The organism is Paracoccus sp. TRP, from assembly GCF_000185925.1.
GTDB classification, from domain to species: domain Bacteria; phylum Pseudomonadota; class Alphaproteobacteria; order Rhodobacterales; family Rhodobacteraceae; genus Paracoccus; species Paracoccus kondratievae.
The window spans coordinates 59,172-85,381 of the sequence record NZ_AEPN01000019.1; the positions used below are offsets into that span (position 1 = coordinate 59,172).

21 protein-coding genes and 2 pseudogenes are annotated in these 26,210 nt (G+C 62.5%); 14 read left to right on the top strand and 9 right to left on the bottom strand.

What is annotated here, in order from left to right; all coding sequences use genetic code 11:
• Positions 1 to 86 precede the first annotated feature (86 nt).
• Both PARACOCCUSGL_RS0111640 and PARACOCCUSGL_RS0111645 read left to right on the top strand, forming a co-directional pair.
• Complete coding sequence (locus PARACOCCUSGL_RS0111640) at positions 87 to 1,430, top strand: esterase-like activity of phytase family protein (protein ID WP_010396648.1); 1,344 nt, start codon at positions 87 to 89, stop codon at positions 1,428 to 1,430.
• Positions 1,431 to 1,583: 153 nt separating this feature from the next.
• Entirely contained in the window at positions 1,584 to 2,828 is a 1,245-nt protein-coding gene (locus tag PARACOCCUSGL_RS0111645; protein ID WP_010396650.1) for a hypothetical protein, read from the top strand.
• 3 nt (positions 2,829 to 2,831) lie between these two features.
• On the opposite strand, the gene PARACOCCUSGL_RS0111650 is transcribed toward PARACOCCUSGL_RS0111645, so the two are convergent.
• Both PARACOCCUSGL_RS0111650 and PARACOCCUSGL_RS0111655 read right to left on the bottom strand, forming a co-directional pair.
• Positions 2,832 to 4,463, bottom strand: a complete 1,632-nt coding sequence (locus PARACOCCUSGL_RS0111650; protein WP_010396652.1) for a peptidoglycan-binding protein — start codon at positions 4,461 to 4,463, stop codon at positions 2,832 to 2,834.
• A 150-nt stretch (positions 4,464 to 4,613) separates the two neighbouring features.
• A complete protein-coding gene (locus PARACOCCUSGL_RS0111655) occupies positions 4,614 to 5,165 on the bottom strand; it encodes a helix-turn-helix domain-containing protein (protein ID WP_010396654.1) in 552 nt (183 codons plus the stop codon).
• A gap of 146 nt (positions 5,166 to 5,311) precedes the next feature.
• On the opposite strand from PARACOCCUSGL_RS0111655, the gene PARACOCCUSGL_RS0111665 reads away from it, so the two are divergent.
• The 5 genes from PARACOCCUSGL_RS0111665 (at position 5,312) to PARACOCCUSGL_RS0111685 (ending at position 10,591) form a co-directional block, all read left to right on the top strand.
• Positions 5,312 to 7,756 carry an FAD-dependent oxidoreductase gene (locus PARACOCCUSGL_RS0111665; RefSeq protein WP_010396657.1) on the top strand — a complete coding sequence of 815 codons (2,445 nt, stop codon included), beginning with the start codon at positions 5,312 to 5,314 and terminating at the stop codon, positions 7,754 to 7,756.
• Positions 7,757 to 7,845: 89 nt separating this feature from the next.
• Complete coding sequence (locus PARACOCCUSGL_RS0111670) at positions 7,846 to 8,574, top strand: molybdopterin-dependent oxidoreductase (RefSeq protein ID WP_237701512.1); 729 nt, start codon at positions 7,846 to 7,848, stop codon at positions 8,572 to 8,574.
• On the top strand, positions 8,574 to 9,362 hold the full coding sequence (locus PARACOCCUSGL_RS22430) for a hypothetical protein (protein ID WP_029372111.1): 789 nt from the start codon (positions 8,574 to 8,576) through the stop codon (positions 9,360 to 9,362). Before PARACOCCUSGL_RS0111670 ends, PARACOCCUSGL_RS22430 begins: the two co-directional genes overlap by 1 nt.
• A complete protein-coding gene (locus tag PARACOCCUSGL_RS0111680; protein ID WP_029372113.1) occupies positions 9,337 to 9,999 on the top strand; it encodes a sensor histidine kinase KdpD in 663 nt (220 codons plus the stop codon). The genes PARACOCCUSGL_RS22430 and PARACOCCUSGL_RS0111680 overlap by 26 nt, the downstream gene beginning before the upstream one ends.
• Positions 9,953 to 10,591, top strand: coding sequence for a response regulator transcription factor (locus tag PARACOCCUSGL_RS0111685; RefSeq protein ID WP_029372115.1), 639 nt, complete (start codon positions 9,953 to 9,955; stop codon positions 10,589 to 10,591). The genes PARACOCCUSGL_RS0111680 and PARACOCCUSGL_RS0111685 overlap by 47 nt, the downstream gene beginning before the upstream one ends.
• A 15-nt stretch (positions 10,592 to 10,606) precedes the next feature.
• On the opposite strand, the gene PARACOCCUSGL_RS0111690 is transcribed toward PARACOCCUSGL_RS0111685, so the two are convergent.
• The 5 genes from PARACOCCUSGL_RS0111690 to PARACOCCUSGL_RS0111710 all read right to left on the bottom strand — a co-directional run bounded on the left by PARACOCCUSGL_RS0111690 (position 10,607) and on the right by PARACOCCUSGL_RS0111710 (position 16,155).
• Positions 10,607 to 11,845: an AGE family epimerase/isomerase gene (locus tag PARACOCCUSGL_RS0111690; RefSeq protein WP_010396664.1), complete on the bottom strand. Its 1,239-nt coding sequence runs from the start codon at positions 11,843 to 11,845 to the stop codon at positions 10,607 to 10,609.
• Positions 11,846 to 11,894: 49 nt separating this feature from the next.
• Positions 11,895 to 13,007, bottom strand: coding sequence for an ABC transporter ATP-binding protein (locus tag PARACOCCUSGL_RS0111695; RefSeq protein ID WP_010396667.1), 1,113 nt, complete (start codon positions 13,005 to 13,007; stop codon positions 11,895 to 11,897).
• A 5-nt stretch (positions 13,008 to 13,012) separates the two neighbouring features.
• A complete protein-coding gene (locus PARACOCCUSGL_RS0111700) occupies positions 13,013 to 13,891 on the bottom strand; it encodes a carbohydrate ABC transporter permease (RefSeq protein WP_010396669.1) in 879 nt (292 codons plus the stop codon).
• On the bottom strand, positions 13,891 to 14,784 hold the full coding sequence (locus PARACOCCUSGL_RS0111705; RefSeq protein ID WP_010396671.1) for a carbohydrate ABC transporter permease: 894 nt from the start codon (positions 14,782 to 14,784) through the stop codon (positions 13,891 to 13,893). Before PARACOCCUSGL_RS0111705 ends, PARACOCCUSGL_RS0111700 begins: the two co-directional genes overlap by 1 nt.
• A gap of 117 nt (positions 14,785 to 14,901) precedes the next feature.
• Positions 14,902 to 16,155, bottom strand: a complete 1,254-nt coding sequence (locus PARACOCCUSGL_RS0111710) for an ABC transporter substrate-binding protein (protein WP_010396673.1) — start codon at positions 16,153 to 16,155, stop codon at positions 14,902 to 14,904.
• A 201-nt stretch (positions 16,156 to 16,356) separates the two neighbouring features.
• Between PARACOCCUSGL_RS0111710 and PARACOCCUSGL_RS0111715 the strand changes: the two genes are divergently transcribed.
• The 3 genes from PARACOCCUSGL_RS0111715 to PARACOCCUSGL_RS0111725 all read left to right on the top strand — a co-directional run bounded on the left by PARACOCCUSGL_RS0111715 (position 16,357) and on the right by PARACOCCUSGL_RS0111725 (position 19,087).
• Entirely contained in the window at positions 16,357 to 17,394 is a 1,038-nt protein-coding gene (locus PARACOCCUSGL_RS0111715; RefSeq protein ID WP_010396675.1) for a LacI family transcriptional regulator, read from the top strand.
• 78 nt (positions 17,395 to 17,472) lie between these two features.
• Positions 17,473 to 18,627: a DJ-1/PfpI family protein gene (locus PARACOCCUSGL_RS0111720; protein ID WP_010396678.1), complete on the top strand. Its 1,155-nt coding sequence runs from the start codon at positions 17,473 to 17,475 to the stop codon at positions 18,625 to 18,627.
• Positions 18,628 to 18,643: 16 nt separating this feature from the next.
• Positions 18,644 to 19,087: an SRPBCC family protein gene (locus PARACOCCUSGL_RS0111725; protein WP_010396680.1), complete on the top strand. Its 444-nt coding sequence runs from the start codon at positions 18,644 to 18,646 to the stop codon at positions 19,085 to 19,087.
• 48 nt (positions 19,088 to 19,135) lie between these two features.
• Here the strand turns inward: PARACOCCUSGL_RS0111725 and PARACOCCUSGL_RS0111730 are convergent, their stop codons facing one another.
• Both PARACOCCUSGL_RS0111730 and rnk read right to left on the bottom strand, forming a co-directional pair.
• Positions 19,136 to 21,127, bottom strand: a complete 1,992-nt coding sequence (locus tag PARACOCCUSGL_RS0111730) for a PhoX family phosphatase (RefSeq protein ID WP_010396683.1) — start codon at positions 21,125 to 21,127, stop codon at positions 19,136 to 19,138.
• A 123-nt stretch (positions 21,128 to 21,250) separates the two neighbouring features.
• Positions 21,251 to 21,664: a nucleoside diphosphate kinase regulator gene (gene rnk, locus PARACOCCUSGL_RS0111735; RefSeq protein WP_010396684.1), complete on the bottom strand. Its 414-nt coding sequence runs from the start codon at positions 21,662 to 21,664 to the stop codon at positions 21,251 to 21,253.
• A gap of 403 nt (positions 21,665 to 22,067) precedes the next feature.
• On the opposite strand from rnk, the gene PARACOCCUSGL_RS0111745 reads away from it, so the two are divergent.
• The 4 genes and pseudogenes from PARACOCCUSGL_RS0111745 to PARACOCCUSGL_RS21485 all read left to right on the top strand — a co-directional run.
• Entirely contained in the window at positions 22,068 to 23,666 is a 1,599-nt protein-coding gene (locus PARACOCCUSGL_RS0111745; RefSeq protein WP_029372118.1) for a glucan biosynthesis protein, read from the top strand.
• Positions 23,667 to 23,868: 202 nt separating this feature from the next.
• Positions 23,869 to 24,504: a hypothetical protein gene (locus tag PARACOCCUSGL_RS21235; protein WP_138918339.1), complete on the top strand. Its 636-nt coding sequence runs from the start codon at positions 23,869 to 23,871 to the stop codon at positions 24,502 to 24,504.
• Positions 24,505 to 24,744: 240 nt separating this feature from the next.
• Positions 24,745 to 25,528: pseudogene (locus tag PARACOCCUSGL_RS21480) on the top strand (IS5 family transposase).
• Positions 25,529 to 25,598: 70 nt separating this feature from the next.
• A pseudogene (locus PARACOCCUSGL_RS21485) lies at positions 25,599 to 26,210 on the top strand (IS481 family transposase); the annotation flags it as partial.

Consider the following 26,210-nt stretch of genomic DNA (forward strand, 5'->3'; position numbering starts at 1 on the left):
TATCACCGATCTGACACCTGCTTGCAGCATTGCTGTCATCTCTTGGGCCTAAAGGGGCGGTATCACAGCGAAAAGGATTGCCGCTCATGCGATTTGGCCTTGCCATTCTTGCCTGTTCCCTTGCTTCTGCTGCCCAGGCCGAGGAAAGCTTTCCCGCCCGGCTGGCGGGTCATGCTGTTCTGCCCGCCTTTACGCTGGTCGCACCGCCCGCCGATGCGCCGCGCGATCTGTGGCTGGCGGGACGCTTTACCGGGGCCGCGCGCAACGATCTGCCCATGTCGGTCGAGGGCGACACCGGCCCGACCTATGGCAGCCATGCAACCGGGATTTCCCTGCCGTTCATCGGCCAGCCGGTGCAGGGCATGTCGGGCTTTGCCATGAACCGGGCCGAGGATGGCAGCTGGTTCACCCTGACCGACAACGGCTTTGGTTCAAAGGTCAACAGCCCCGATGCGATGCTGTTCTTTCACCGTATGCGCCCCGATTTCCAGACCGGCAGGGTTGAACGGGTCGAGACGGTCTTTCTGCGCGATCCCGACCGCAAGGTGCCCTTTCGCATCGCCAATGAGACGACCGAAAGCCGCTATCTGACCGGTGCCGATTTCGACCCCGAAAGCATCCAGTATCTTGATGGAGAAATCTGGATCGGCGACGAATTCGGCCCCCATATCCTGCGGGTCGCGCTGGACGGGCGGGTGCTGTCGGTCCATCGTACCATGCTTGAGGGAGAGCTTCTTGCCGGCCCCGATACCCCCGGAGTGACCGTGCCTGCACAGCCGGGCAAGGATTTCCGTGTCCAGCGTTCGGGCGGTTATGAGGGGATGGCGTTGCAGCCGGGTTCGGGTCTGCTTTGGGCGATGCTCGAAAAGCCGCTGCTGGCTGATGACGGCCAGCCCGAGGGCGATTTTCTGCGCGTGATGACCTTTGACACCGCCAAAGGCGACTGGACCGGCGACAGCTACCGTTTCAAACTGGCCGAGGGCGCGACGGCGATCGGGGATTTCAACTTCATCGACGAGACCCGGGCGCTGGTAATCGAACGTGACAATGGCGAAGGCGACGCCGCCCGCGCCTGCACTGAGGGCGCGGCGGATCAGTCGGCCTGCTATCCTTTGCCCGCGCGGGTCAAGCGCGTGGTATTGGTCGATACCGCCAGCACCGACGCCGAAGGTTATCTGCGCCGCATCGGTCATGTCGATCTGCTGGATATTGCTGACCCCGATGGCAAGGCTTTGCCCGGGCACAAGCCCGATGAGGGGAATTTCACCTTCCCCTTCTTTACCATCGAGGACGTGGCGCGGGTCGATGACAGCCACATCATGCTGGCCAACGACAACAACCTGCCATTTTCGGGCGGGCGCCAGATCGGGCAGGCGGCGGATAATGAATTCATCCTGCTGTCGGTACCCGAGTTGCTGGCGGCGAAATAAGGCACATGGTCAGGGGCTGGGGCCTTGCCCTTGCCCGGCCCAGGCGGCGCGTGTCGGGTCCCGGCTTGCGCCGCTTTTCGCGTTGCGGCTACAACTTCGGTCGGAACGGGGCTGATCGCCCATGTTCCGTGACATCATTGCGGAGGGGCGATCATGAAACTGGTTTCGATCTGTACGGCGGCGGGGCTGACCCTGCTGTCGCTAGGTGCTGCATGGGCCGAGCCACAGCCCGTCGAGCCCTCGGCTCTTTCGCGCGAGATCGGCGAAAGGGGCATCGCGCCGGTGCTTGAGCGGTTGCACGCCCTGCCGTCGCCGACCGCCGACGAGCGTTTTGCCATCGCCGGGCTGGAATTTCTGGGTGCCGTCGAAACCGCCTGGCACTGGCGTGAGACCTATGGCGTCCGCCCCCTTGGCCCGATGATTTTTGGTTTTTCCACCGATCTGCCCGAAGGGATGGAGCCGCAGCCGATGCCGCCTGAGGCTTTGGCCGATCTGACCGAACAGACGCTGGCCGCGATGGAACGCAGCCGCGCCGCGCTTGCCGGGATCGGCCCTGATGAAGACTTTGGTCTGGCCATCTCGATGCGCGATCTGTGGTTCGACATCAATGGCGACGGCAAACGCGCCGAGAGCGAGGGCGCGGCCGAGTTGCTGGACGGAGTCCTTTGGTCCGGCGTTACCGAATTCGATCAGGAAACGGGCGCGCCGATCGCTTCCGAACTTCCGGTGATCCGCTTTGATCGCGCCGATGCGGCCTGGCTGTCGGCCTATACGCATCTGGTTTCGGGCGGGGCAGAGCTGCTTTTGGCCTTTGATCCGACGCCGAGCCTGCAAAGGGTCTTTGCGATGCGCGAACGGATCGACAAAGCCCGGCTAAATGTAGATCCGGACGGAATGTTGCTGCCGCCCATGGCGGATGGCGCCATCGACCCTATTGCCGCGGCCTTCGACATGCTGCGCCGTCAGCCTGATGCCAAGCGTACCCGCGCCGCCCGTGCCCATTGGCAGCAAACCATTGCCGAGAACAGGCGTTTCTGGACGCTGGTCGGGCAGGAAAGCGACAATGCCGGAGAGTGGATTCCGAACGACCGTCAGGTCTCGGCCACGGGCATCGCCTTTCCGCCCGGTACGGGTGCGGCATGGCAGGCGGTCCTGGCCGACGGCGAGGCGCTGCTGAAGGGTGAGCGCAGCGTTATCTTCTGGCGCGCGCCGCTGGGGATCGACCTTGGCGCATGGCTGGAAAACCCCGCGCCGCTGCCGGTCGACGGGGTGATCCAGGGCTGGGCGCTGGCGGATTATTTCACCGACGCCCCGCCCGTCAGCCCGGAAAGCTTTGATCGTTTTGCGGACATGCTGACCGACACCGGGCCGTTCCTTGCCATGGTGATGCTGAACTGATTCTTACTTGACCAGTTCGCGGATGATCAGATCCAGCCCGGGGTTTCCGGTGCCCAGGGGGTTCTGGTTCAACAGCCGCTGACGGCGCTGGCGGGCCTCTGCGGCGTGCTCGCCTCGCGGCCAGGCCTGCAGATACTGGGCATAGGCATCGGCCGTGTTGATCTGGCGGGCGCGGCTCCAGGCGCGGTCCTCGCGCTCATCGCTCGACAGGGTCTCGCGTTCCTGTGCTGCGGCAAGGCGGGCCCGCGCATTCTCGGCATAGATCCCGTCGGGATAGCGATTGAGATAGGCGCGAAGGTTTCTGACCCCGCCGATCGCGCCGGTCTTTTGCCAATAAGCGCGGTCCTCTTGTTCGCGTGTCGAGGTTTGTGTCCCGGCCTGCGCGCGCATGGTCGCGATCTGGTCCGAGGTCAGATAGCCAGTCACCGGATAGCCGTTACGCTGTTGCCAGCCCCGGATGGCCGAGCGGGTGCGCGCGCCAAAGACGCCATCCGCGCCGCCTGTCGAATAGCCAAGGACGTTCAGCCGGCGCTGAATGGTGATACGTGCCGTGCGCGACAGGCCCAGCCGGTTCTCGGCCAGTTCCGCCTGTGACGCCTGACGCACCGGCTCGACCTCGCGCGGTTGCTGGATTTCAGGCGCACGCGGTTTCACCGGTTGCGGAGCAGGCGCCGGGGCGGGGGCGGGCTCTGGCGGGCGCAGCTCGGTCAGGCGGCGTTGCGCAGCCTCGGCAAATTCGCCCCGGGGGTAGCGGGAAAGATAGTTCTCATAAGCCTCGACCGTATTGGCTGCGGCGGCATCCGCCCATAGATCGCGGTCGCCCTGCGCCGCTTTCAGCGCATCAAGCCGCGCCTTGGCTGCGGCTGAGTAAATCCCGCTGGGGTACTGGCTAAGATAGCTGCGATAGGCATCGGCCGAATCCTCGGCTGCGGCCTTGGCCCACAGATCGCGGTCGGTCTCCAGCGGATCGCCCGAGGGGTCGGTAGCTGTGCTGGCCGGGACCAGCACCAGATCGGCATTGCCCCCCTCGGCGAGCGTCAGCCGGTCATCGGCGCGGATCACTGCGTCCACCGATGCTCCGGGCTGCAAAAGCGCCTCTGCCGCCGCGCTGGTCGCCGCTGGAGGACCCGAGATCACCGTCACCCCCTCGGGCGGGGTCAGGGGGCCGATGCCGCTCTCCAGACCGGTGGCGGGCTCCATCCCCGTCTCATCCGCGCCAAGCAGCAGCACCGCGCCGGGGCGGGCATGCTTTAGCAAATCCAGCACCATCGACAGCGGCACGCCCTGCGCCGCCGCGCCGATCAGATCAGGCTTGTTGGCATCGGTGCCCATATACCAGCTGTCGCTGCCGCCGTGCAGGAAATGCCCGTTCAGCAGCACGACCCTTGCACCGGGCGAATCGTCGGGCCGCAGCAGATCCGACAGCGCCTGCCGCACATCCTTGACCACCAGATCGGCCCCGGTGACGGTGCGAAATCCTGCTGCCTTCATTGCCTCGGATGCGGCTTTGGCGTCGGCATCGGCCAGCTTCGGCGCATTCTGGTAATTCGCATTGGCGATCACCACGCCACGGTTTTCGGCCCATGCCGGCCCTGCAGCGACCAGAGCAGCCAAAAGAAGCGACAGGTGACGCATGATGCTTTCCTTCCAAGACGATGCCTTCTGCCTATAAGCGCGGGGCAGGGAATTCGTTCCCGCGTTACTGGCCTGATAATGGTCCCGCAAGCATGCCATCGGGCGATGGGGGAGTGATTTCGGCAAAGCCCTGCCGATGGGGCGGAGCCGTCAGTAGATCGGAGGCGAGACGATCCAGATCACCTCGGTGGGTTCGTCGCCGGGGTTTTCCCACGCATAGGCCGCACCCTTGAACTGGAAACTGTCGCCGGGCCCAAGCTCGAACCGGCGCGCGTCGATTTTCAGGATCAGCCGGCCCGAGATCACGACGCCACCGTCCTCTTTCTCGCGCGCGGGGCGGATGCCCTCACTTTTTGAGTGGGGGGCAAAGACCGAACGGATCATTTCGAACCCCCCCATAAGACCGGGCGAGAGCAGCTCTTCTGACAGGCCGGTATCGACCGAGCCGATGCGGCTGCGGTCGGCGGCGCGCACGATCAGACCCTGTTCATCGGGTCCGCGGCTGGCCGAGCGGAAAAAGAAGCTGATGTTCAGGTCAAACAGCCGCGCGATCCGGCCCAGATCCTGAACCGAGGGCGTGGTCACGCCGCGCTCGACCTGGCTGAGCCAGCCGACCGAACGCTCAAGCGCGGCGGCGCAATCGACAATGGTCAGGCCGCGCGCCTTACGCAAAGCCCGGATGTCCTGTCCGATCCTGTCCATGGTTTATTGCTAAAAGACTGGTGGGTTGTTGACCAGATACTTGATCGAATATCTATCGTTCATCACATAAATGAAAAACAAGCATTGAAATTTCATATCATGCTGACAATCTGGCGCAAAGGATTCGCCCTGCGAGGACCCGCGCCATGCCCGATATTCCCAGCTCTGCCCGTGTCGTCATCATTGGGGGCGGTATTTCAGGCTGTTCGGTCGCCTATCATCTGGCCGAACGCGGCTGGACCGATATCGTGCTGCTTGAGCGCAGGCAGCTGACCTGCGGCACGACCTGGCATGCTGCCGGGCTGATTGGGCAGTTGCGCGCCAGCCGCAATATGACCCGTCTGGCGAAATATTCGGCCGATCTTTACCGCAGGCTTGAGGCAGAGACCGGGCTGGCCACCGGTTTTTCGCAACGCGGCTCGATCACCGTGGCCTTGACAGAGGCGCGGCGCGAAGAGCTTTTGCGTCAGGCCTCGATGGCCCGCGCCTTTGGGGTCGAGGTGAACGAGCTTTCACCTGTTGATATCAATGCTTTGTACCCGCACCTTGAGGTGTCGGACGTGGTATCCGGCGTTCATCTGCCCGGCGATGGGCAGGCAGATCCCGCAAATATTGCGCTGGCGCTTGCCAAGGGCGCACGTGCGCGTGGCGCCCGCATTATCGAGGGCGTCAAGGTAACCCGCGTTACCACCGACTGCGGCCGTGTGACCGGTGTCGATTGGCGGGCGGGGGACGAGCAGGGCCATATCGCCGCCACCCATGTCGTCAATTGCGGTGGCATGTGGGGCCGTGATCTTGCCGCGCAGAACGGCGTTACCTTGCCGCTGCATGCCTGCGAGCATTTCTATATCGTCACCGAGGCGATCCCCGGGCTTGAGCGCCTGCCGGTGCTGCGCGTTCCCGATGAATGCGCCTATTACAAAGAGGATGCGGGCAAGATCCTGCTGGGCGCGTTCGAACCAAAGGCCAAGCCCTGGGGCATGTCCGGCATCCCCGAGGATTTCTGCTTTGACCAGCTGCCCGAAGATCTCGACCATTTCGAACCGATTCTTGAAAAGGCCGTAGCTCGGATGCCGCTTTTGGCCGAAGCGGGGATCCATACTTTTTTCAACGGTCCCGAAAGCTTTACCCCCGACGACCGCTATTATCTGGGCGCGGCATCCGAGGTCGCGGGCTATTGGGTCGCGGCGGGTTATAATTCGATCGGCATCGTTTCGTCGGGCGGTGCGGGCATGGCGCTGGCGGCTTGGATGGATAAGGGCGAACCCCCCTTTGACCTGTGGGAGGTGGACATCCGTCGCGCCCAGCCCTTTCAGCGCAATCGCCGCTATCTGCGTGAACGGGTCAGCGAGACCTTGGGCCTGCTTTATGCCGATCATTACCCCTATCGGCAGGTCGAGACGGCGCGCGGGTTGCGCCGCTCACCCCTGCATGAACATCTGAAGGCGCGCGGCGCGGTCTTTGGCGAGGTCTCGGGGTGGGAGCGGGCGAACTGGTTCGCGCGCCCCGGAGAGCTGCGCGAATATCGTTATTCCTGGGGTCGCCAGAACTGGTTTCCCAATCAGCGGGATGAGCATATGGCGCTGCGCGAGGGCGTCGGGCTGATCGACATGTCCAGCTTTGGCAAGATCCGGGTCGAGGGTCGCGATGCGCTGGCGTTTTTGCAGCGGCTTTGCGGCAATGATCTGGACGTCGCGCCGGGCCGCATTGTCTATACGCAGATGCTGAACGCGCGGGGCTGTATCGAAAGCGATCTGACGGTGACGCGCCTGTCCGAAACGGCCTTTCTGCTGGTCGTGCCCGGGGCGACCCTGCAACGTGACCTTGCCTGGCTGCGTCGGCATCTGGGTGAGGCATGGGTGACGATCACCGATATGAGTGCGGCGGAGGCGGTGCTGCTGGTCATGGGGCCGCGCGCCCGTGCCCTTATGTCCCGCGTCTCGCCCGACGATTTTTCGGACGCTGCCCATCCCTTTGGCACTGCGCGTGAAATTGAGATCGGCCTTGGTCTCGCCCGCGCCCATCGCATCTCATATGTCGGTGAACTGGGTTGGGAAGTTTACGTCAGCGCCGATCAGGCCGCCCATGTCTTTGAAGAGCTGACCGACGCAGGCGAGGATCTGGGCCTGCGTCTTTGCGGGTTACATGCGATGGACAGCTGCCGGATCGAAAAAGCCTATCGCCATTTCGGTCACGACATCACTGACGAAGATCATGTGCTGGAGGCGGGACTGGGTTTTGCCGTCAAGACTGGCAAAGGCGATTTCATCGGGCGCGAGGCGGTTTTGCGCAAACGCGATGAGGGGTTGTCGCGCCGGCTTTTGCAGTTCTGCCTGTGCGACCCCGAGCCGCTGTTGTTCCATAATGAGCCGATCCTGCGCAACGGGCGTATCGTCGGGCAACTGACCTCGGGGGCTTATGGTCATGCGCTTGGCGCGGCGGTCGGCCTTGGCTATGTGCCCTGCTGCGGGGATGAAAGCGTGGCAGAGCTGCTTGGCTCGGTTTGGCAGATCGAGGTTGCGGGCCGCCCGGTCACCGCCAGGGCCAGCCTTAAGCCGCTATACGACCCGACGGGCGCGCGAATGATCTAGGCGGTGCCGAGCCTGCCCCTGTTTGCTGCCTCAGTGGCGGAATCACGCCGATTGCGAACGCGCACCCCCCTATTTTGGGGAATAGCGAGATGCGCGAACAACTGGCAGAGATGATCCTGCCTGCTCAGGTCGTGTCATTTACACGAGCAAACCGGCGGGACGCTATTTTAGATAGTCATTGCCGTAATGAGTGTCGGCCTTTGGTGCCGAATGTGATGAAATGGCATGCGTGGGTTGTACCCCGACCCGCGCATGCCATATCTTCATCTGTTATGTTCCTGGCTTCGGAGATGGCTCGAATGCATCACCCGCCCGCGCCGCGTCCCAGCAGAAGATCCGTTATTCTTTCCGGTGCTGCGGCAGCTCTTTTGCCCGGATCGCCGCTGCGCGCATCCGAAAACCGGCCGATGCTGACCATCACCGAACCTGCCGGCAAGGTGCGAGAGCTTTCCGAACAGGATATTGCCGATCTGGCCTGGCATGAGATTGCGACCCGAACGCGCTGGACAGACGGCGTCCAGACCTTTCGGGGTCCCCGGTTAAAGGACGTGCTGACCCAGGGCGGCATGACCCGTTCGGACCTGATCAGCCGCAACCTGCTGATGAAGGCGCTGAACGATTTTGGCATTGTGGTTCCTGCCAGCGACGCCTGGGATTACAACCTCATCATCGCGCGCGAGATGAATGGCAAGCTGATGCGGGTGCGCGACAAGGGCCCGTTGTGGCTGATCTATCCCCGCGACCAGTACCTCGAGCTGCAAAACGCCGTCGTTGACGAACGCTGGATCTGGCAACTGTCCGAGATCATCGTGCTGTGATGCGCCTGCGCGGTTCCCATTTCGCGCTGGTGACCATTGCAAGCTTCGTGGTGCTGTTCATCTATTCTCTGACGCAGATCGTCAATATCGACCGCGCATTCCGCAGCGAGATCACCGAAGGCAACATGTGGGTCGCGACTCAGGCGGACCGCGAGGCCCAGAACATGTTGGTCACCCTCTATCGCTATGGGCTGAAAGCCGACTACGACGAGGTGATGCTGCGGTTTGACATTCTCTACAGCCGCATCGCGCTGATGACCGACAGGCCGCAGTTCGAATATTTCCGTTCCATCGGTGCGGGCCCGCAGGTGACCGAGGTCAAGGCGATGCTGGACGACATCGACGCGGTCATCTCGGCCAGCGACTTTGACCTTGCGGAGATCGGGACACTGATTCCGCGTTTCTCCGCGCTGTCGTCGATCCTGCGCGACATCACCAATGCCCTGGTCCTGAAAGAGCGGATCGAGCGTCAGGCCCGCCGGGAATCCCTGCAGCGTATGTTTCAACTGCTAAGCTTCGCTGCGCTTGGCACCTTTGTTTCGGGCGTGGTCATGGCCGGCCTGTTGTGGCGCAACATGCGGCGATCAATACGTGCGCAACAGGAATTGCAGGCCCATCGCGCAGAGCTGGAAAAAAACCGTCATCGCCCGCACCTTCGAGCTGCAAGAGGCGCTGGAGGTCGAGCGCCGCGCCAAGGACGTCTATCGCAGCTTTATCGTCACCGTCTCGCACCAGTTCCGCACCCCGGTGTCGATCATTCACATGATCGCGCAGCGCCAGTTGCGTGACGATTCGGCGCCGCTTTCGGATGCGCTGCGGCGCAAGTTCAGCCGTATCCTTGACGCAGCCGAGCGGCTTGAGCGGTTGCTGAGCAGCTTTCTTGCCTCGGCCAGTGTCGAGGGCAAGGACATCTCGCTGTCCCGCCGCCTGATAGATTTCAACGAAATCGCCGCAGTTGCTGCCGATCAGATCCGGCAGGCGAACCCTGCGCGCCGGATTGAGGTATCGCTGGCCGAAACGGCGCTGCTGATTGACGCCGACCCGGTGCTGCTTGAACAAGCGGTGCTGAACCTGCTGTCAAACGCGATCAAATACTCTGAAGCCCCCGCTCCGGTCCGGCTTGAGACATCGTGCAGGAACGGCCGCGTTCTGTGCCGGGTGAAAGACAGCGGCGTCGGTATCCCGCACGAGGCGCAGGCGGTCGTGTTCGACAAGTTTTACCGTGCGCCAAATGTGCATCGCCTGCCCGGAGTCGGGGTTGGCCTTAGTCTTGTGCGTGATATAGTCTCGCTACACGGTGGCGAAGTAACCTTTACTTCGCAGGTGGGCGAGGGGTCCGAGTTCATCATTGCCGTGCCTGCTGCGGGGGGTCAGGCGGATGGGGCGGAGTCGCATACCAGCGACCATTCTTTGTGTCGAGGATGAAGAGTTCCTCCTTGAGGAATTGCAAGAAGAGCTGTCGTCCAAAGGGCATAACGTCCTGACAGCGACGAACAGCGACGAGGCCGAGGCGATTCTGGCCGAGTACCGTCCCGACATTGTCCTATGCGATGTGATGCTGCCCGGGCGCAGCGGGTTTGAGCTTTTGAACGACCTGCGCGACGGTGACAGACTGGCCGAAACGACGGCTTTCATCTTTCTGACCGCACTGTCGGACCGCGAACCTCATCTGGAGGGGCTGCGTGCCGGGGCGGTCGATTACCTGACCAAGCCGGTCGATCTGGATCTGCTGCATCTCAAGATCGAGAATACGCTGGCCTTTGCCCATCGCCTGCGCGAAGGCATGGTGCCGCTGGGTGAACCTCTGGACGTTCACCTGTCACGGCGCGAAGAGCAGGTGCTGTCGCTTTTGGGGCAGGGCGCGCGAACCGGAGCCATCGCCGCGCGGCTTGAGATTTCCGAACACACGGTCAGCCATTACATCAAAGAGCTGTACCGCAAGCTTGGGATCAACAACCGCGCCGATGCCGCCCGGATCGCTATTTCGCTGGGGCTTAGCGCGACAAACAGAACTTAGCCCCAGCCCCTGCAGTTATAGCGCCCCAAGTTCGTGCATGTGACGGGACAGGCCCGGCGTCAGCGGAAACAGGGCTGCTTGCACGGAGTGATAGATGTCGGGCTTACCCTTGAACTGGGTCATTGCCGGACGGTCGTTTCCATCAAGCTCGGGGAACCAGCCGCCGCGGCGGTGGTCGATCAGCTTTTCATCGGCAAAGCGCCACAGGCGGCGATACCAAAGCTCATCTTCGGGGCGCGGGTCCAGCTTGATCAGCATGGAAAGCGCCCCGATCGCCTCGGTCACCGGCCACCAGTAGCGCGCGTCAATCGCCACCTTCCCGTCAAGGTCCAGCGTATAGACCATACCGCCCCGCGCCTTATCCCAGGCATCGGACAGCGCGCGGGCGATCAGGCGGCGGGCGCGTTCAGGCGCGTCACCCTGAGGCCGGCCCGAAAGATCCCACCATTGCAGCAACAGCCGCCCGAATTCGCAGGAATGGCCAGGGGTCGTGCCTGAAGGGCGAAACATCGGGTCGCCCGCATAATCGGGATCGACCAGCCATGATGCGGTGTAGTGTTCGGGGATGCGCCAGCCATGCGTCGCGGCCATCCGCTGGGTGAACATCTCAAGGATGCGGCCGGCGCGGGCAAGGGGCTGTGCATCATTTGTGGCCTCATGGGCGGCCAGCAGCGCCTCGACCCCGTGCATATTGGCGTTCATGCCGCGATAGCTGGAAAACGGCGTCCAGTCGCGATTCCATTCGTCGCAGAACAGGCCGGGGTCCTCTTCCCAGAAGTGCTGCTCAAGTACCTCGCTGACGTCCTCATACAGCCTTCTCGCATCGGGATGACCGACCTCCAGCGCGCTTGAGGCAGCAAGCAGCACAAAGACATGTCCATAGGCCAGCTTGCGCCCGTCGGCGACGGCATCGTCCTTGACCCCCCAGACATAGCCGCCATGGACGGGGTCGCGGTGATGGGACCACAGATAGCGCATGCCCTGATCGACGATCTTGTCTGCGCCGGGTTGGCCCAGCCGCATCCCCAATGCGTAAGAGTGGATCAGCCTTGTTGTCGTATGCAGCTCTTGCAGCCGGTCGGGCAGGGGGCGGCCGTCAAGATCAAGGGTAAAGAACCCGCCTTTGGGGTTCACGCTGGCGTCAAAGAACTGAAACTGCCGCCGCGCATCGGCCAGCAGCCAGTCGCGATGGCGCGGGTCCTTTAGCCACGGGGATTGGTCGGTGTCGTCCTGCGGCAGGGCGTTGGCGGGCATGTCGGTCCTTGTCATCTCTGTGGGGCATTCGGGAATGAGGCAGCGTCCGTTACGGCGCGATCCGTTTTTCTGTTTTTGGGTCGAAGGCGATGGCTTTTTCCATGTTGGCGGCGAAGTCGAAGCTTTGTCCCGGTCGGACCAGCGCATCGGCGCGCATCCGTGCGACGACCTCTTTGCCGCCCAGGACCATGGTGACAAATGTGTCCGAACCCGCCGGCTCGGTCACGCTGACGCGGTTGGTCAGGGTCTGGATGTTCGCGGACTGCCGGTCGGCGCCTTCGGGATCGGTCATCGCCTCGGGGCGGATGCCCAGCAGGATCTCGCGACCGTCCCATTCAGCAAGGTTCGGCTGGCTGAAGCGCAAAAGAACCTCATTGCCATCAGCGTCGGTGATTTTCGCATGGGGAACGTCTTCGCGCATCACCACATGCGCCGGGATGATATTCATCGCCGGAGACCCCATGAAGGTCGCCACAAAGACATTGGCGGGCGTGTCATAGATCTCTTTCGGCGTGCCGAGCTGCTGGACATAACCCTGATACATCACCGCGATCCGGGTCGAGAGCGTCATCGCCTCGATCTGGTCATGGGTCACATAGACGATGGTCGTCTTCAGCTTCTGGTGCAGCTTCTTGATCTCGGTGCGCATGTCGACGCGCAGCTTGGCGTCCAGGTTCGACAAAGGCTCGTCGAACAGGAACACATCGGGGTCGCGCACCAGCGCCCGGCCCATGGCGACGCGCTGACGCTGGCCGCCCGAAAGCTGGCCCGGCTTGCGGTCAAGCAGGTGGTCGATCTGCAAAAGCCTGGCGACCTCGGCCAGCGCCTTTTCCCGCTCGGCCCTGGGGGTGCCGTGCATTTCAAGACCGAAGGTGATGTTCTGGCCAACCGTCATGTTGGGGTAAAGCGCATAGCTTTGGAACACCATGGCGATGTTGCGTTTCGACGGGTGAACGCCGTTCATCACCCGGCCCTTGATGCTGATTTCGCCTGAGGTGATGTCCTCAAGCCCGGCGATCATGTTCAGCAGCGTGGATTTGCCGCAGCCCGAGGGGCCGACCAGCACGAGGAATTCGCCCTCTTCGACGCTGATGTCGATATCGTGCAGGATCTCGACCGAGCCATAGGATTTGGTGGTATTGCGGATTTCCAGAAAGCCCATGGCTCTTATCCCTTGACTGAACCGGCCATCAGGCCACGCACGAAATAGCGCCCCGCCACTACATAGACGGCCAGCGTCGGCAGGGCCGCGAGGATCGCGGCGGCGAAATGGACGTTGTATTCCTTAACCCCGGTCGAGGATTGCACGAGGTTGTTGAGCGCCACTGTCATCGGCTGCGAGGTGCCCCCGAATGAGGCGCCGAACAGAAAGTCGTTCCAGATATTGGTGAATTGCCAGATCACCGAAACCACCGCGATCGGGCCGGAAACGGGCAGCAGAATACGCCAGAAGATGCGGAAAAACCCTGCCCCGTCGATCATCGCCGCGCGCACAAGCTCGGTCGGGAAGGCGGCGTAATAGTTACGGAAATACAGCGTGGTAAAGCCGATGCCGTAGACCACATGGACAAGGACAAGCCCCGGGATGCTGCCTGCAAGTCCCAGCTTGCCAAGGATCAGCGCCATCGGGATCAGCACGATCTGGAACGGGATAAAGCAGGAAAACAGCATCAGCCCAAAGACCCAGTCCGCACCGCGAAAGCGCCATTTGGTCAGAATATAGCCGTTCAGCGCCCCGACGATGGTCGAGATGGACACGGCAGGCACCACCATCAGGATCGAGTTCAGAAAATAGGGCTTAAGGCCGGTCGGCTGCACCCCGATCTGGGCGCTGGACCAGGCCGCGCGCCATGGCTCAAGCGTCCAGGCCCTGGGCAGGGCCATCATGTTCCCGCCGGTGATCTCGGGCAGGGGTTTGACCGAGTTGACGCCCATGACGTAAAGCGGCAGCAGGTAGAACAGCGCAAAAAGCACCAGCACCAGATACAGAAACACCCGTGCCGTGCGGCCGGTCGAGACGGCAGTCTCGTGGCGGATCGCGGACATCAGCGTTTCTCCCTTAGTTCGGCATAAAGATAGGGCACCATGATCGCTGCGATGGTCATCAGCATGATCACCGCCGAGGCTGCGCCCACGCCCATCTGGTTGCGGGTGAAGGTATAGGAGTACATGAATGTCGCCGGCATCTCGGTCGCTCGGCCGGGACCTCCGCCCGTCAGTGCCACGACCAGGTCGTAGCTTTTGATCGCAAGGTGGCTGAGGATCACGAAGGCCGACAGGAATGCGGGCCGCAAAAGCGGAATGACGATGCGCCGGTAAAGCTGCCAGTTCGAGGCGCCGTCGATCTGGGCGGCCTTCAGGATCTCATTGTCGATCCCGCGCAGCCCGGCCAGAAACATCGCCATGACAAAGCCCGAGGTCTGCCAGACCGCCGCAATGACGATGCAATAGATCGCCATGTTGCTGTTCTTGATCCAGCCAAAGCTGAAGCTTTCCCAGCCCCACAGGTGCATGACATGTTCAAGCCCGATCCCGGGGTCGAGGAACCATTTCCAGGCCGTCCCGGTGACGATGAAAGACAGCGCCATCGGATAAAGATAGATCGGGCGCAACATCCCCTCGCCCCGGATCTTCTGATCCAGAAAGATCGCCAGAGCGAGGCCGATCGCCGTGCAGATCACGATGTAAAGCGATGCAAAAACGGCGATGTTTTTCAGCGCGATATGCCAGTGCTGAAGCTTGAACAGCCGGACATAGTTATCCAGCCCGATAAAGGACCAGTTCGGCAGCATCTTTGACCCGGTAAACGACAGCAGCACCGTGAAAAGGATAAACCCGTAAACAAAGATCAGGGTCGTGGCAAAGGACGGGGCCAGCACCAGCCGGGGAAGCCAGTCCTGCAAGCGGGTGCGGAAATCCGCAGAAGTCGGCGGAGACATGCCATTCCTCCTGCCGCGCTTGGCTGGCGCGGTCGTGTTCCTGTCGGTGTTGGAATGCGCCTTGAACCGGGCGCGCGAAGGGAAGGCGGCGCACCGCCTTCCGTCCATGGATGGTGTTTACTGGGCAGCGGCGACCGCGTCGGCCAAAGCCTTTGCAGCGGTTGCGCCATCGGCATATTCGCCGTTCAGCGCGGCGGTGATGACGTCATAGGTGGCGTTTTTCACCGCGGTCGGCGCGCCATGGCCATGCGCCATCGAGCCAAACAGCGTGCCATTCGCGCTGGCTTCGGCCAGATCCTTCATGCCCTTTTTGCCGCAATCGTCGAAATCGGTGTCAGGCACGTCGGTACGGGCAGGGACCGAGCCCTTGACGGTGTTGAAAGCCGCCTGGAATGCAGGGCTTTCTATGGCCGAAGCCATGGCCTTTTGCGCCTCAAGCTCGCCCTCGCTCTTGACGTTGAACATGGCGAACTGGTCCGAATTGAAGGTGACCGAACCCTGTGTACCGGGGAAGCGGGTGCAGACGAAATCGGTGCCCGGCACCTTGCCGGCTTTCAGAAATTCCCCCTTGGCCCAGTCGCCCATGAATTGCATCCCGGCCTCGCCATTGATGACCATGGCAGAGGCCAGGTTCCAGTCGCGGCCCGAAAAGTTGTCATCCATATAGCCGCGCAGCTTGATCAGCCGGTCAAAGGCCGACGCCATTTTGGCGCCGCCAAGCGCCTCGGGGTCCAGATCGACAAAGGCCGCCTTGTAGAACTCGGGTCCTTCGGCCAGCAGCAGCGCATCAAAGATAGTGGCATCCTGCCAGGGCTGACCGCCATGCGCGACGGGGGTGATCCCGTTTTCCTTCATCTTGTCCAGAACGGCGACCAGTTCATCCCACGAGGTCGGCTCGCCCAGGCCGGTCGCCTCCAGTGCGGGTTTGCTGATCCAGACCCAGTTCGTCGAATGCACGTTCACCGGGGCGGCAATCCAGTGGCCGTCGTATTTCGAGAAACGCTGCAGCGCCTCGGGGATCACTTTGTCCCAGCCTTCGGCGGCAGCAACTTCGTCGAGGTTGCCAAGCGCGCCCTCGGCCGCCCAGTCCTGAATGTCAAAGCCCAGCATCTGCACCGCGGTCGGCGGATCACCGGCGGTTACACGGGCGCGCAGCGCGGTCATCGCGGCCTCGCCCCCGCCGCCCGCAACAGGCATATCCACCCACCCAATGCCCTTGGCAGCCAGATCTTCCTTGAGCACGTTCAGCGCCGCAGCCTCACCACCCGCAGTCCACCAGTGCAAAACCTCGACATCCTCAGCCATGACCGGCGTGGCCAGGCCCGCCATGACCGCGATCGGGGCGACGCCCCGAAGCATTTGCTTGAGCATGATTACCTCCCTTGACCGGAAGTTCCGGTGCAAAATTTTTAACGTTTTAAATTATTGCGAGTCAAGCACTCCTCATGCGTGACGTCATCGGCAAAGCCCTGCTATCATGACCCTCTGTCGCGCCAGAGGGCGGATGCGGCATTGCAGGCAAGGGGTAAAGGGCGCAGATGGAGGACGCCCGCCCGGGCAAGGAGGAACACAATGACGGGAAAGGACGTGCGGCCCAGACCGACCCTGCGCACCATCGCCAGCCATCTGGGCGTGTCGCTGGGAACGGTATCGCGCGCCCTGTCAGACGATCCCCTGATCGCGCGCGAAACACGGGAAAAGGTGCGGGCCACGGCCGAGCAGCTGGGCTATACGCCCGACCGGGCCGCGCGCAGCCTGCGCACCGGGCGGACGGGCACGATCATTCTGGTCCTGAACCCGCATGATGAGGTTCTGGGTTTCAGCACCTCGATCATCCGGGGCATCACCCGCGCGCTGCACGGTACCTCGTATCACCTGTTGGTGCTGCCCGATTTCGAGGGCCAGCGCGACGGGCTGATTCGCAAGATCGTGCGCAACCGTCTTGCCGACGGGGTGATTTTTTCGCGTACCGAGCCGCAGGACATCCGGGTGCGCTATCTGACCGAGATCCGCTTTCCCTTTGTCAGCCATGGCCGGACCGAGCTGCCCTTTGTCCATCCCTTTGTCGATTTCGACAATCACGAATTCGCCCGCTGCGCGGCGCTGTCGCTTCTTGAGGCAGGGGCGCGGCGTCCCGCAATCTTGTTGCCTGATCCGCGCTTTACCTTTGGCGGCCATCTGCTCGAAGGGTTTCGGGTGGCGACTGGCACGGCGGGGCGGGTGCTGCCGGGGGTCACGCTGGATACCGAGGGCGGGGCCTTTGCGGCGGTGATCGGCAAGATCCTGCGCGGCCCTGATCCGCCGGATGGGCTGGTCCTGCCGGGCGAGATTTCGGGTCTTGCCGCCATGGCCGCGATCCATGATGCGGGGCTGCGGCCGGGGCAGGATGTGCATCTGGCGGTGAAACAGACTTCGGGCGTTTTTGACATGATCCGCCCGCGAATCAGCAGCTTTTACGAAGATCTGGTCGAGACAGGCTATCTGATGGCAGGTTTCCTTTTGCGCCGCATCGAGGGCGAAGAGCCCGAAAAGCTGCGCCATGTCCAGTCGGTACGCGTTGAAAGGCAGATGGCCCCGCTGCCCCAGAACGGCGGGCCGGCGCTGCCCTGACCCAGATCCTGTTTGTCCCATGCGCCCGGCCTGCTAGGCTGGATCAAAGGCGTCCCCAGGGCGGAGGGAGGACCCGCCATGACCAGAGCCCGCATGCTTTACGCCGTGATTGCGCTCGCGCTTCTGGCGCTGGCGGGGTTTGGTGTCTGGATGGCCAGCCTGCCCGGCACCCCATCCGCGCTGACCGCCACGCCGGTGCCACAGGCCGAGGTCGACGCGCTGCTGACGACGCTAGAGCCCCGTCGCGCCCGGCCCGTCATCGCCGTACCGGGGCTGAATGCAGGGACCGAGACTACCGATTACCTGCTGCCTGCAAGCATCCTGCGCCGCGCCGATGTGGCTGAGGTTCGCCTGCTTGCCGCCGCCCCCGGTCCGGTACAGCTATATCCGGCGTTGCGGGTTCAACCGGACGCGACCTTTGCCGGGTTTGACGCCGCATATCCTGGCGGTGCGGATTATGTGATCGTCCCTGCCATGCGTGTTGATGACGACCCCGCAATTCTGGACTGGCTGCGCCAACAGGCCAGAAAGGGGGCGACAATCATCGGCGTCTGTGCGGGGGCTAAGGTGGTTGCGGCGGCGGGTCTGCTGAATGGTCGAAGGGCCACTACGCATTGGTATTATCTGGACACGCTGTTGTCGCGCAGCCCGACCATTCAATATGTGCCGGATCGCAGGATGGTTGCTGATCGGGGCGTGGTGACGACGACCGGAATTACTGCCTCGGTGCCGACGGCGCTGGCCATGGTGCAGGCGATTGCCGGTTCCGGGCGGGCCGATGCCTTAGCGCGCGAGCTTGGTGTGCTGCCGTGGGATGCCCGCCATGCAAGCGGCGCGTTTCAACTGACCCGGCCTTTTGCCACAACGGTTCTGAAAAACCGCCTGTCCCTGTGGCGGCGGGAAAGCCTTGGGCTGCGGCTGACCCCGGGTATGGATGAGCTGGCCTTGGCGTTTGCCGCCGATATCTGGTCGCGCACATATCTGTCGCGCGTCCAAAGCTATGCAAAGACCACCGATCCGGTGCCGACCCGGGGTGGTATCCGGGTCATTCCCGATCTTGCCGCCCCTGACTGGCCGCAACAGAGCCGCATCACCTTGCCAAAGGGACCGCCCCTGCAAGCTCTTGACCTGGCACTGGAGGCGGTTCTGGCGCGTTATGACAAAGCGACCGCCGACATTGTCGCCATGCAGCTGGAATATCCCCGATGGGACAGTGACCTGCTTAGCCGTTAAACGAAAGGAAGAACCGATGCCCAGCACCATCCGCCTGCACCGTGTGATCGCGGCCAGCCCCGACAAGATCTATCGCGCCTTTACCGAGCCGGATGCCATCGCAAGCTGGCTGCCGCCCTATGGTTTTCTTTGCACCGTGCATGAACTGGATGCACGGGTCGACGGGCGGCACCGGATGTCGTTTCGCAACTTTACCACCGGTCAAAGCCATTCCTTTGGCGGCACCTATCTTGAACTCGTTCCGGGCGAGAGACTGGTCTATACTGACGGTTTCGACGACCCGGCCATGCCGGGGGAAATGCGGGTAACGGTGGTGCTGACGCCGGTCACCGTCGGGACCGAGATGCATGTGGAACAAGACGGTGTTCCCGACCTGATCCCTGCCGAGGCCTGTTATCTGGGCTGGCAGGATTCGCTGCACAAGCTCAAGCGGCTGGTCGAGCCAGAGATCAACCAGTAACAGGCGGGATGGCGACCGCCGTAAAGCGGCCGCCCCTGGTTGCGCCGGTCAGCCGATCTTGCCGCCGCCCTGTTTGCTGATGGCGACAACTGCCGGGCGGACCGGCATGTCATCGCGGAAATCCGGCCAGCGGGTCGAGAGGTCCTCGTAATAGGACGGGCGGCCGTGACCCTCCCAATCCTCGCCGCCGTCGCCGGGGTGCTGGACCGCGACAAAGAAGGTCGTCAGATCGGGCGTCGGGCAGGGGCCGCAAAGCTCGGCCCCGACGGGCACGCGATAGAACAGCCGCGAGGTGCCGCGCGCCGGTCCGTCAACATCCACCGCCCACAGACCGTCGGTGCGCCCGGTGTCCGAGGGCGAGTTGCCATCGGTGGAAACCCACAGCCGCCCCTCGGCATCGACGGCGCAGTTGTCGGGCATGCCGAACCAGCCGTTTTCGGTCGTCGCGGTCGAGAAGGTGGCGCCGACCTCGGCAATCGAAGGGTCGCCGCATTTCACCACGATCTCCCACCGACCCTTGGTCGCAGCCAGATCGCCGCCATCCTCGATGATCTCGATGATATGGCCAAAGGCATTCTCGGCGCGGGGGTTGGCGGCGTTTACCTCTTTGCGCTTGGTGTTGTTGGTCAGCATGACATAGGCGCGACCGGTTTCGGGATTGGGCTGGATATCCTCGGGGCGGTCCATCGGGGTTGCGCCCAGCAGGTCGGCGGCACGGCGGGTCTCGATCAGCACATCGGCCTGGCTTTCAAAGCCGTTCCCGGCGGTCAACGGCCCCTCGCCATAGGTCAGAGGCAGCCACTCAAGCGAGCCATCCTCGTGGAAACGGGCGACATACAGCGTGCCCTCATCCAGCAGGTCCATATTGGCGGCGCGGTCATCGGGGTTATAGCGGCCGCTGGTCACGAACTTGTAGACATAGTCGAATCGCTCATCATCGCCGAGATAGAAGACAACGCGCCCATCAGGGGCCAGCGCGCTTTCCGCCCCCTCGTGCTTGAAACGGCCAAGCGCCGTGCGTTTCCTGGGCACCGAATTCGGGTCCATCACATCGACTTCGACGATCCAGCCAAAGCGGTTGGGCTCGTTTGGTTCTTTCGAGATGTCGAAACGGTCATGGAACTTGCCCCAGGCATAGCTTTCCTCGGGGATGCCCATACGTTCATAGTTGCGGGCCTCGGCGTGACCTTCGGGCAGGGCGCCCATGAAATAGCCGTGGATGTTCTCTTCGGCCATGATGTAGGTGCCCCAGGGCGTGACACCGCCGGCACAGTTGTTGATCGTGCCAAGCACCTTGGTGCCGGTCGGATCAGCAACGGTCTGCAGGCGTGGATGGCCGGCGGCGGGGCCACTGATCTGCATCGGAGTCTTGGCGGTGATGCGGCGGTTCAGCGCGCCTTCCAGCACCGGCTGCCATTTGCCGTCCACGCGGCGGATCTCGATAATGGTGCCGCCATGGGCTGCCATTTCGATATTCACCCGATCCTCGGTGGCATCGGCAACCGAGATCTCGCCATCCTTGAGGGTGACGATACCGGGGAACATCAGATGTTCATTGGTGTATTCGTGGTTGACGACCAACAGGCCGCGGTCATCGGCACCCTCAAGCGGGATGAAGCCGACGAAGTCGTTGTTATAGCCGAACTGGCGTTCCTGCGCTGCCTCGGACTGGTTCTTGGGATCGAATTCGGGCGCATCGGCAAAAACCTTGTCGCCCCAGCGCAGCAGGACATCGGCGTCATAGCCCTGGGCAACGTGGTGATTGGCATCGACTCCGGCCTCGACCTCGGGGAAGTCAAAGGCCGAGCCTTCGACCGTGCCTTCGGCGCGCGCCTCATCGGCGGCCAGCAGGGCCAGGGGGCTTACGGTCGCCGAAATGGCCGTGGCGGCAAGCGAGCCACGCAGAAAGCCGCGACGCGAAAAGCGGGCTGCGATGATCTCGCCCATGGTCGGGTTGGCGGTGGGGTTATGGCCGGGGCCGTCGGCTTCCTCCAGCTGGCTGGTGCGGAATAGGTGACGGGAAGGCTTTTGCTCGGTCATCAGACGCTCCTGGCTGCTTGGGCGGCCCAAAGGGCGGGGCCGCTTTCGGCGCCCCCTTTAGCCCGCCAGCATGACCGAAAGGTGACAGTGCCACGTTTCAGCAGAACCGTCAGCCACGGGGCGTCACGCCGCCGGGGTCACCGGATCGGCGCGGCTGACCGACAGGATCGTCATTTCGCGCGTCTCGCCCGCGCGGGTATCCCACGAGAACTGCGCGCCCGCCTTCAGCCCGATCAGCGCGACGCCAATCGGGGTCAGGACTGAGGCACGCCCCTGGGCGATATCGGCATCCTCGGGCCAGGTCAGGACAACGGTCTGATCGCGGCCCATGGTTTCATCGCGAAAGGTAACACTGCTGCCGATTGCCGCCACATCCTCGGGCAGGCGCTCAAGCGGCAGGACCTTGGCACGCGACAGCTCGGTCAGCAGCCGGTCGGCGAGGTCCGGGTTGCGCGCCATTGCGGCCTCGGCCAGCCGCTCGAGCCGCTCCAGCGTTTCGCTGGCGATGATAACCGGCGGGTGAGAGGTTCTGGTCATGTTTCGTCCTCGATTGATTGTCATGCACAGGGATCGCCCGGTCATGGCCGGCCGAAGATCAGGATGGGTGGGATCGGAAAGCCCCCGGGGCGAGAGATCAGCGCAAACGCCGCTCTGCCGGGGGCAGAGAGCGGAATAGCAGCACACCGGCGTAATACCGGGCCTGAGATGACGGCGCGCAGAACAACATCATTCCAGCCTATCCATGAAAATCCGCAGAGTCGAGACCGTCCCGTCCATGTGGATGGCCGGGATGCCCCTTGTTGCGCCGCCTGCCGGCAGCAAAATGCCGATAACGCTAACAAGAATGGCAGCCCCCGGCCGATATACGTTCAACCAGTTGAAAAAACGTTTATATTGCTGCTGGATACTGCCCGACCGACTCGCCCACCCCCGGAGCATCATGCATTCGTCCCAAATCGCCCGCCGCACTCTTTTGCAGGCCGCTCTAGGAGGCGGCGCCTTCTTTCTATTGCCACAGCTCGCCCGTGCGGCCGATGGGGCCGACGGCGGTGAGCCCGTCCCTTTTTCGTTTGAGTGGCTGACCGGGCAGGCGCGCGAGCTTGCCGAACACGACTATCAGCCTCCGGTGGTCGAAGAGGCGGATATCCTTGAAGAGGTCGATTACGACCGCCACAACGAGATCCGCTTTCGCAAAGAGCGGGCGTTGTGGGGCGACAAGCCCAGCCCTTCGCAGGTGCGTTTTTTCTTTCCCGGCCGCTATTTCAAACAGCCCGTCCGCCTTCATACGGTCGAGGACGGTATGGCCCGCGAAATCCCCTTCTCGGTCGATTTCTTTGACATCCCCGAGGACAACCCCGCCAGGCGACTGGTCCGTACCGAAGGGTTTGCCGGGTTCAGCGCCATGGACGCCAAGACCGGGATCGACTGGATGGCGTTCCTTGGCGCGTCCTATTGGCGAACCTCGGGCTATAGCGGGCAATTCGGCCTTTCGGCGCGGGGGCTGGCGATCGACACCGCTATTGCCGGCGGCCCCGAGGAATTTCCCATGTTTACCCAGTTCTGGCTTGAGCCCGAGAACGAAAACGGCCTGACCGCCTATGCGCTGCTTGACAGTCCGCGTGCCACCGGGGCCTATCGCATCGTTTCGCGCCGGGGCGACGGGGTGGTGCAGGACGTGACCGCCCGCATCTTTATGCGCGACACGGTTGAACGTCTGGGCCTTGCGCCGCTGACCTCGATGTTTTGGTTTGCCAAGAATACCCCCCATGTCTCGCCCGACTGGCGGCCAGAGGTACATGATTCAGACGGGCTGGAAATTCTGACGGGCAGCGGAGAGCGCATCTGGCGGCCGTTGAACAACCCGCCCCATACGATGGTGAACACGTTCAGCGCGCCCTCGGTCAAAGGGTTTGGCCTGATGCAGCGCGAAAGGGATTTTGAGCAATATCAGGATGATGGCGTATTCTACGACCGTCGCGCCGGCGCCTGGGTCGTGCCGGGGCAGGATTGGGGTCAGGGCACCGTCACCTTGGTCGAGATCAGCACCGATGATGAGATTCACGACAATATCGTCGCCTTCTGGCAGCCCGCCGGGGCGGTCAAACCGGGCGACAGTCATGAGCTTAGTTATACCCTGTCCTGGCTCAAGGACAGCCCGCTGACCGGCAGCACCGGCCAGTTCACCGCCGTCCGACTGGGCGCGGGGGGCGTGCCGGGACAACCGCGCCCGCAGGATACGGTTAAAATTGTCTGCGATTTTACTCCTCATGACCTTGGGGCGGGCGACAAGCCCTATTTCAACATCACCAGCTCGCGCGGGGTGGTTTCGAATGATGCGGTCTATCCCATCGTTGGCCAGTCGGCCTGGCGGGCCATGTTCGATCTGGGCTTTGGCGGCCCGGAAGAGCTGGTCGGGCGCGACGACAGCCCCATCGACCTGCGCGCCTTTGTGGCCAAGGGGGATGAGGCGGTGACCGAGACTTTGCTGTTGCAGCTATTCCCCACGCAACTGCGCGCCATGCTGGCCCGCAAGCCGTAACGCACAGAGTCGGCCCCCGGATTCGCGGTCAATCCTGTGAGCCGGCCTTTCCTTTCGCGTTGCAGAAGAAATTTCCCGTAGAGTTTGCGATGCGGGAATAATTAAGTCGTGCGGAAGGAAATTTAAAACGACCAATTTCATCGTTTTTTAATCCTTTTCGGGTTAGCCTGCATGCAGACGAAAGCAGCAGGAGGTTGCGGCCGTGTATATGAAGATCACCGAGCGTGCCCCATCGCGTCGAATTTCCGATGTCCTCGAATTCGACCTCGGCCCCCGCATGGGTTTCGAACACCATTCGCCCGTTGTGGATGAGCTTGCGGGCCATCACGGCGTTCTGGCGCAGCTGAGAAAGCTTGGCAGCCGTCTGCTGACCCGGGACCGGGGTGATGTGCGACCGCGCCGCCGGCCGTCGGCCGCGGCCCTGCTTTCGCCCGCCGACCCCGGGGTTTTCAGCCTTTGGGAGCGCCGGGCCGTTGCTGCCTTCGCCTCAATCCTGACCGGAAACGTCCATCAGGCAAAATATGTTGGTCTGTTGGCCGACAGCCATAATGACACGGGCGAGCGCGTCGGTGATCTGAGCCAGGCGGTTCTGGCCGAGGCGCATCGCCTTGCCAGTACTATGCCGCTTGACCGTTACCGGGTCGGGGATCGTCTGCGCGAAAGGCTGAATGACCGTGTCGCGGCAGCGCTGGAACATGTCTGGCAGATTCTCCACGGTCTTTCTGGCACCGGGGCAAGTCGCCAGTGCCTGTCTCGCGTCGGCTGGAGCGAGGATGACATTGTTTCGCTGGAACATGTCGTCAGCCTTTTTTCACCGATGAGCGTGATCCGGCACTGATCTGCCCAACAGAAACCCGGGCTAAACAGGCAGAGCTGAAAGGCCCGGTGCGGCACCCGCACGATGGGTGCTGCAAAAGGGCGGCCGAGGGATAGAACGAACTGCCTGGCGGCTGCGCCGGGCCTGGAGATGCAGCGCGACCCGGCTTGCCGTATCCGCCCGGCGCGGGCTTGCAGGTTTTGTAACCGTGCAGCCTGCCTCGGCCTTTGGCCCTAAGGTCAGGCCCCGTAAACGCGGCTGATGAGCGTGCTATGCTGTGATTCACGTTTCCACCTAAGGGAGGGATCATACTGGTTGACCGATGAGCAGATGGAGCGTCTGCGACAGTTTTTTCCAAAGTCACGAGGCAGGTCTCGCTTTGACGACTGACGCGTGCTGAGCGGTATGATCTTTATTCAGCGCAACGGGTTGATGCGGAAACACGCACCTGCCGCCTCTGGTCCCGCGAAGACGCTCTACAACCGCTGGAAGTGCTGGAGCCGAATGGGAGTGTTCGCTACCAGCATGACCGAACTGGCGGGCAGGCGCAGGAAACCGATATGATGATGATCGATGCGACACATCTGAAAACGCACCGGACGGCGTTGAGCCTGGCGCTCCAAAAGAGGGACGCGGACGGCTGATCGGGCGCTCCCAGGGCTGGCTGAACTCGAAGTTGCATGTTCTGGCCAATGCCAAGGGTCGCGCGATCAGGCTGTTTCTGTCGGCAGACCAGACCCCGGACTACATCGGTGCGCGGGCGCTGCTCTCGCAGGCGGCCTCATTGCTGGCTGACCGGGAATATGACGCCGCATGGTTCCGTAACGAACTGATCGGAATAGGCATTTCACCCTGCATCCCGCCCCGGAAAGCCCGGAATGTTCCGATCCCACACAACGCCGACCTCTGCCGCCAACGCCACAAGGTCGAGAACATGTTCGCCAGGTTGAAGGGCTGGCGTCGGATCGCAACCCGCTACGATCGCTGCCCCATCCTGTCTCTCTCCGCCTTCGCCCTGGCAGCTACCGTCATTTGCTGGTTATGAGTCCTGACCGTAGGTGTTTGATCCCACAGTTTGATGGTGCGATCTTTTCTTTGGAATGGAAGGATGCCCTATGGGACAAATTCGCCATGGCAGCGCCACGATCACGCACGCTGTCCGAACAACAATACAACAATACAGCGATCGCAAGCTTCGTTCGCGCAGTTGGGCCGCGAACTGGGGATTAACCCCAAGACCGTTGCGAAGTGGCGCAAGCGCCCGACGGCCGAAGACATGAAGACAGGGCCGGCAGAGCTCCGTTCGACAGCTTTGTCCGAGGCCGGGGAGGCGATGATCGTTGCGTTCAGACGTCATACACTTCTGCCCTTAGACGATTGTCTCTACGCTCTGCAGCCTTCGATCCCCCACCTGACGCCATCAGCTGTCTGCAGCGACATGGCATCTCGCGCTTGCCTGATATGGAGAGTGACAAGCCGAAGCGGCCGGAATTCAAACGCTACCCGATCGGCTTCTTCCACATCGACATAGCTGAGGTGCAGACAGCTGAAGGTAAGCAATATTTGTTCGTCGGCATCGACCGCACGAGCAAGTTCGCCGTGACCCAACTCGTCGATAGAGCCGACATGAAGACAGCCTGGGAATTCCTTCAGCATATGCTTGAAGCCGTGCCTTACCAGGTTCACACCGTTCTCACGGTGAACCGCACCGGGTTTGCCGGAGGCTG

Bases quoted from the DNA above. Each gene is read 5' to 3' on its own strand.
- PARACOCCUSGL_RS0111640 (WP_010396648.1), top strand. From the start codon at position 87: ATGCGATTTGGCCTTGCCATTCTTGCCTGTTCCCTTGCTTCTGCTGCC.
- PARACOCCUSGL_RS0111645 (WP_010396650.1), top strand. From the start codon at position 1,584: ATGAAACTGGTTTCGATCTGTACGGCGGCGGGGCTGACCCTGCTGTCG.
- PARACOCCUSGL_RS0111650 (WP_010396652.1), bottom strand. From the start codon at position 4,463: ATGCGTCACCTGTCGCTTCTTTTGGCTGCTCTGGTCGCTGCAGGGCCG.
- PARACOCCUSGL_RS0111655 (WP_010396654.1), bottom strand. From the start codon at position 5,165: ATGGACAGGATCGGACAGGACATCCGGGCTTTGCGTAAGGCGCGCGGC.
- PARACOCCUSGL_RS0111665 (WP_010396657.1), top strand. From the start codon at position 5,312: ATGCCCGATATTCCCAGCTCTGCCCGTGTCGTCATCATTGGGGGCGGT.
- PARACOCCUSGL_RS0111670 (WP_237701512.1), top strand. From the start codon at position 7,846: ATGCGCGAACAACTGGCAGAGATGATCCTGCCTGCTCAGGTCGTGTCA.
- PARACOCCUSGL_RS22430 (WP_029372111.1), top strand. From the start codon at position 8,574: ATGCGCCTGCGCGGTTCCCATTTCGCGCTGGTGACCATTGCAAGCTTC.
- PARACOCCUSGL_RS0111680 (WP_029372113.1), top strand. From the start codon at position 9,337: ATGATCGCGCAGCGCCAGTTGCGTGACGATTCGGCGCCGCTTTCGGAT.
- PARACOCCUSGL_RS0111685 (WP_029372115.1), top strand. From the start codon at position 9,953: ATGGGGCGGAGTCGCATACCAGCGACCATTCTTTGTGTCGAGGATGAA.
- PARACOCCUSGL_RS0111690 (WP_010396664.1), bottom strand. From the start codon at position 11,845: ATGCCCGCCAACGCCCTGCCGCAGGACGACACCGACCAATCCCCGTGG.
- PARACOCCUSGL_RS0111695 (WP_010396667.1), bottom strand. From the start codon at position 13,007: ATGGGCTTTCTGGAAATCCGCAATACCACCAAATCCTATGGCTCGGTC.
- PARACOCCUSGL_RS0111700 (WP_010396669.1), bottom strand. From the start codon at position 13,891: ATGTCCGCGATCCGCCACGAGACTGCCGTCTCGACCGGCCGCACGGCA.
- PARACOCCUSGL_RS0111705 (WP_010396671.1), bottom strand. From the start codon at position 14,784: ATGTCTCCGCCGACTTCTGCGGATTTCCGCACCCGCTTGCAGGACTGG.
- PARACOCCUSGL_RS0111710 (WP_010396673.1), bottom strand. From the start codon at position 16,155: ATGCTCAAGCAAATGCTTCGGGGCGTCGCCCCGATCGCGGTCATGGCG.
- PARACOCCUSGL_RS0111715 (WP_010396675.1), top strand. From the start codon at position 16,357: ATGACGGGAAAGGACGTGCGGCCCAGACCGACCCTGCGCACCATCGCC.
- PARACOCCUSGL_RS0111720 (WP_010396678.1), top strand. From the start codon at position 17,473: ATGACCAGAGCCCGCATGCTTTACGCCGTGATTGCGCTCGCGCTTCTG.
- PARACOCCUSGL_RS0111725 (WP_010396680.1), top strand. From the start codon at position 18,644: ATGCCCAGCACCATCCGCCTGCACCGTGTGATCGCGGCCAGCCCCGAC.
- PARACOCCUSGL_RS0111730 (WP_010396683.1), bottom strand. From the start codon at position 21,127: ATGACCGAGCAAAAGCCTTCCCGTCACCTATTCCGCACCAGCCAGCTG.
- rnk (WP_010396684.1), bottom strand. From the start codon at position 21,664: ATGACCAGAACCTCTCACCCGCCGGTTATCATCGCCAGCGAAACGCTG.
- PARACOCCUSGL_RS0111745 (WP_029372118.1), top strand. From the start codon at position 22,068: ATGCATTCGTCCCAAATCGCCCGCCGCACTCTTTTGCAGGCCGCTCTA.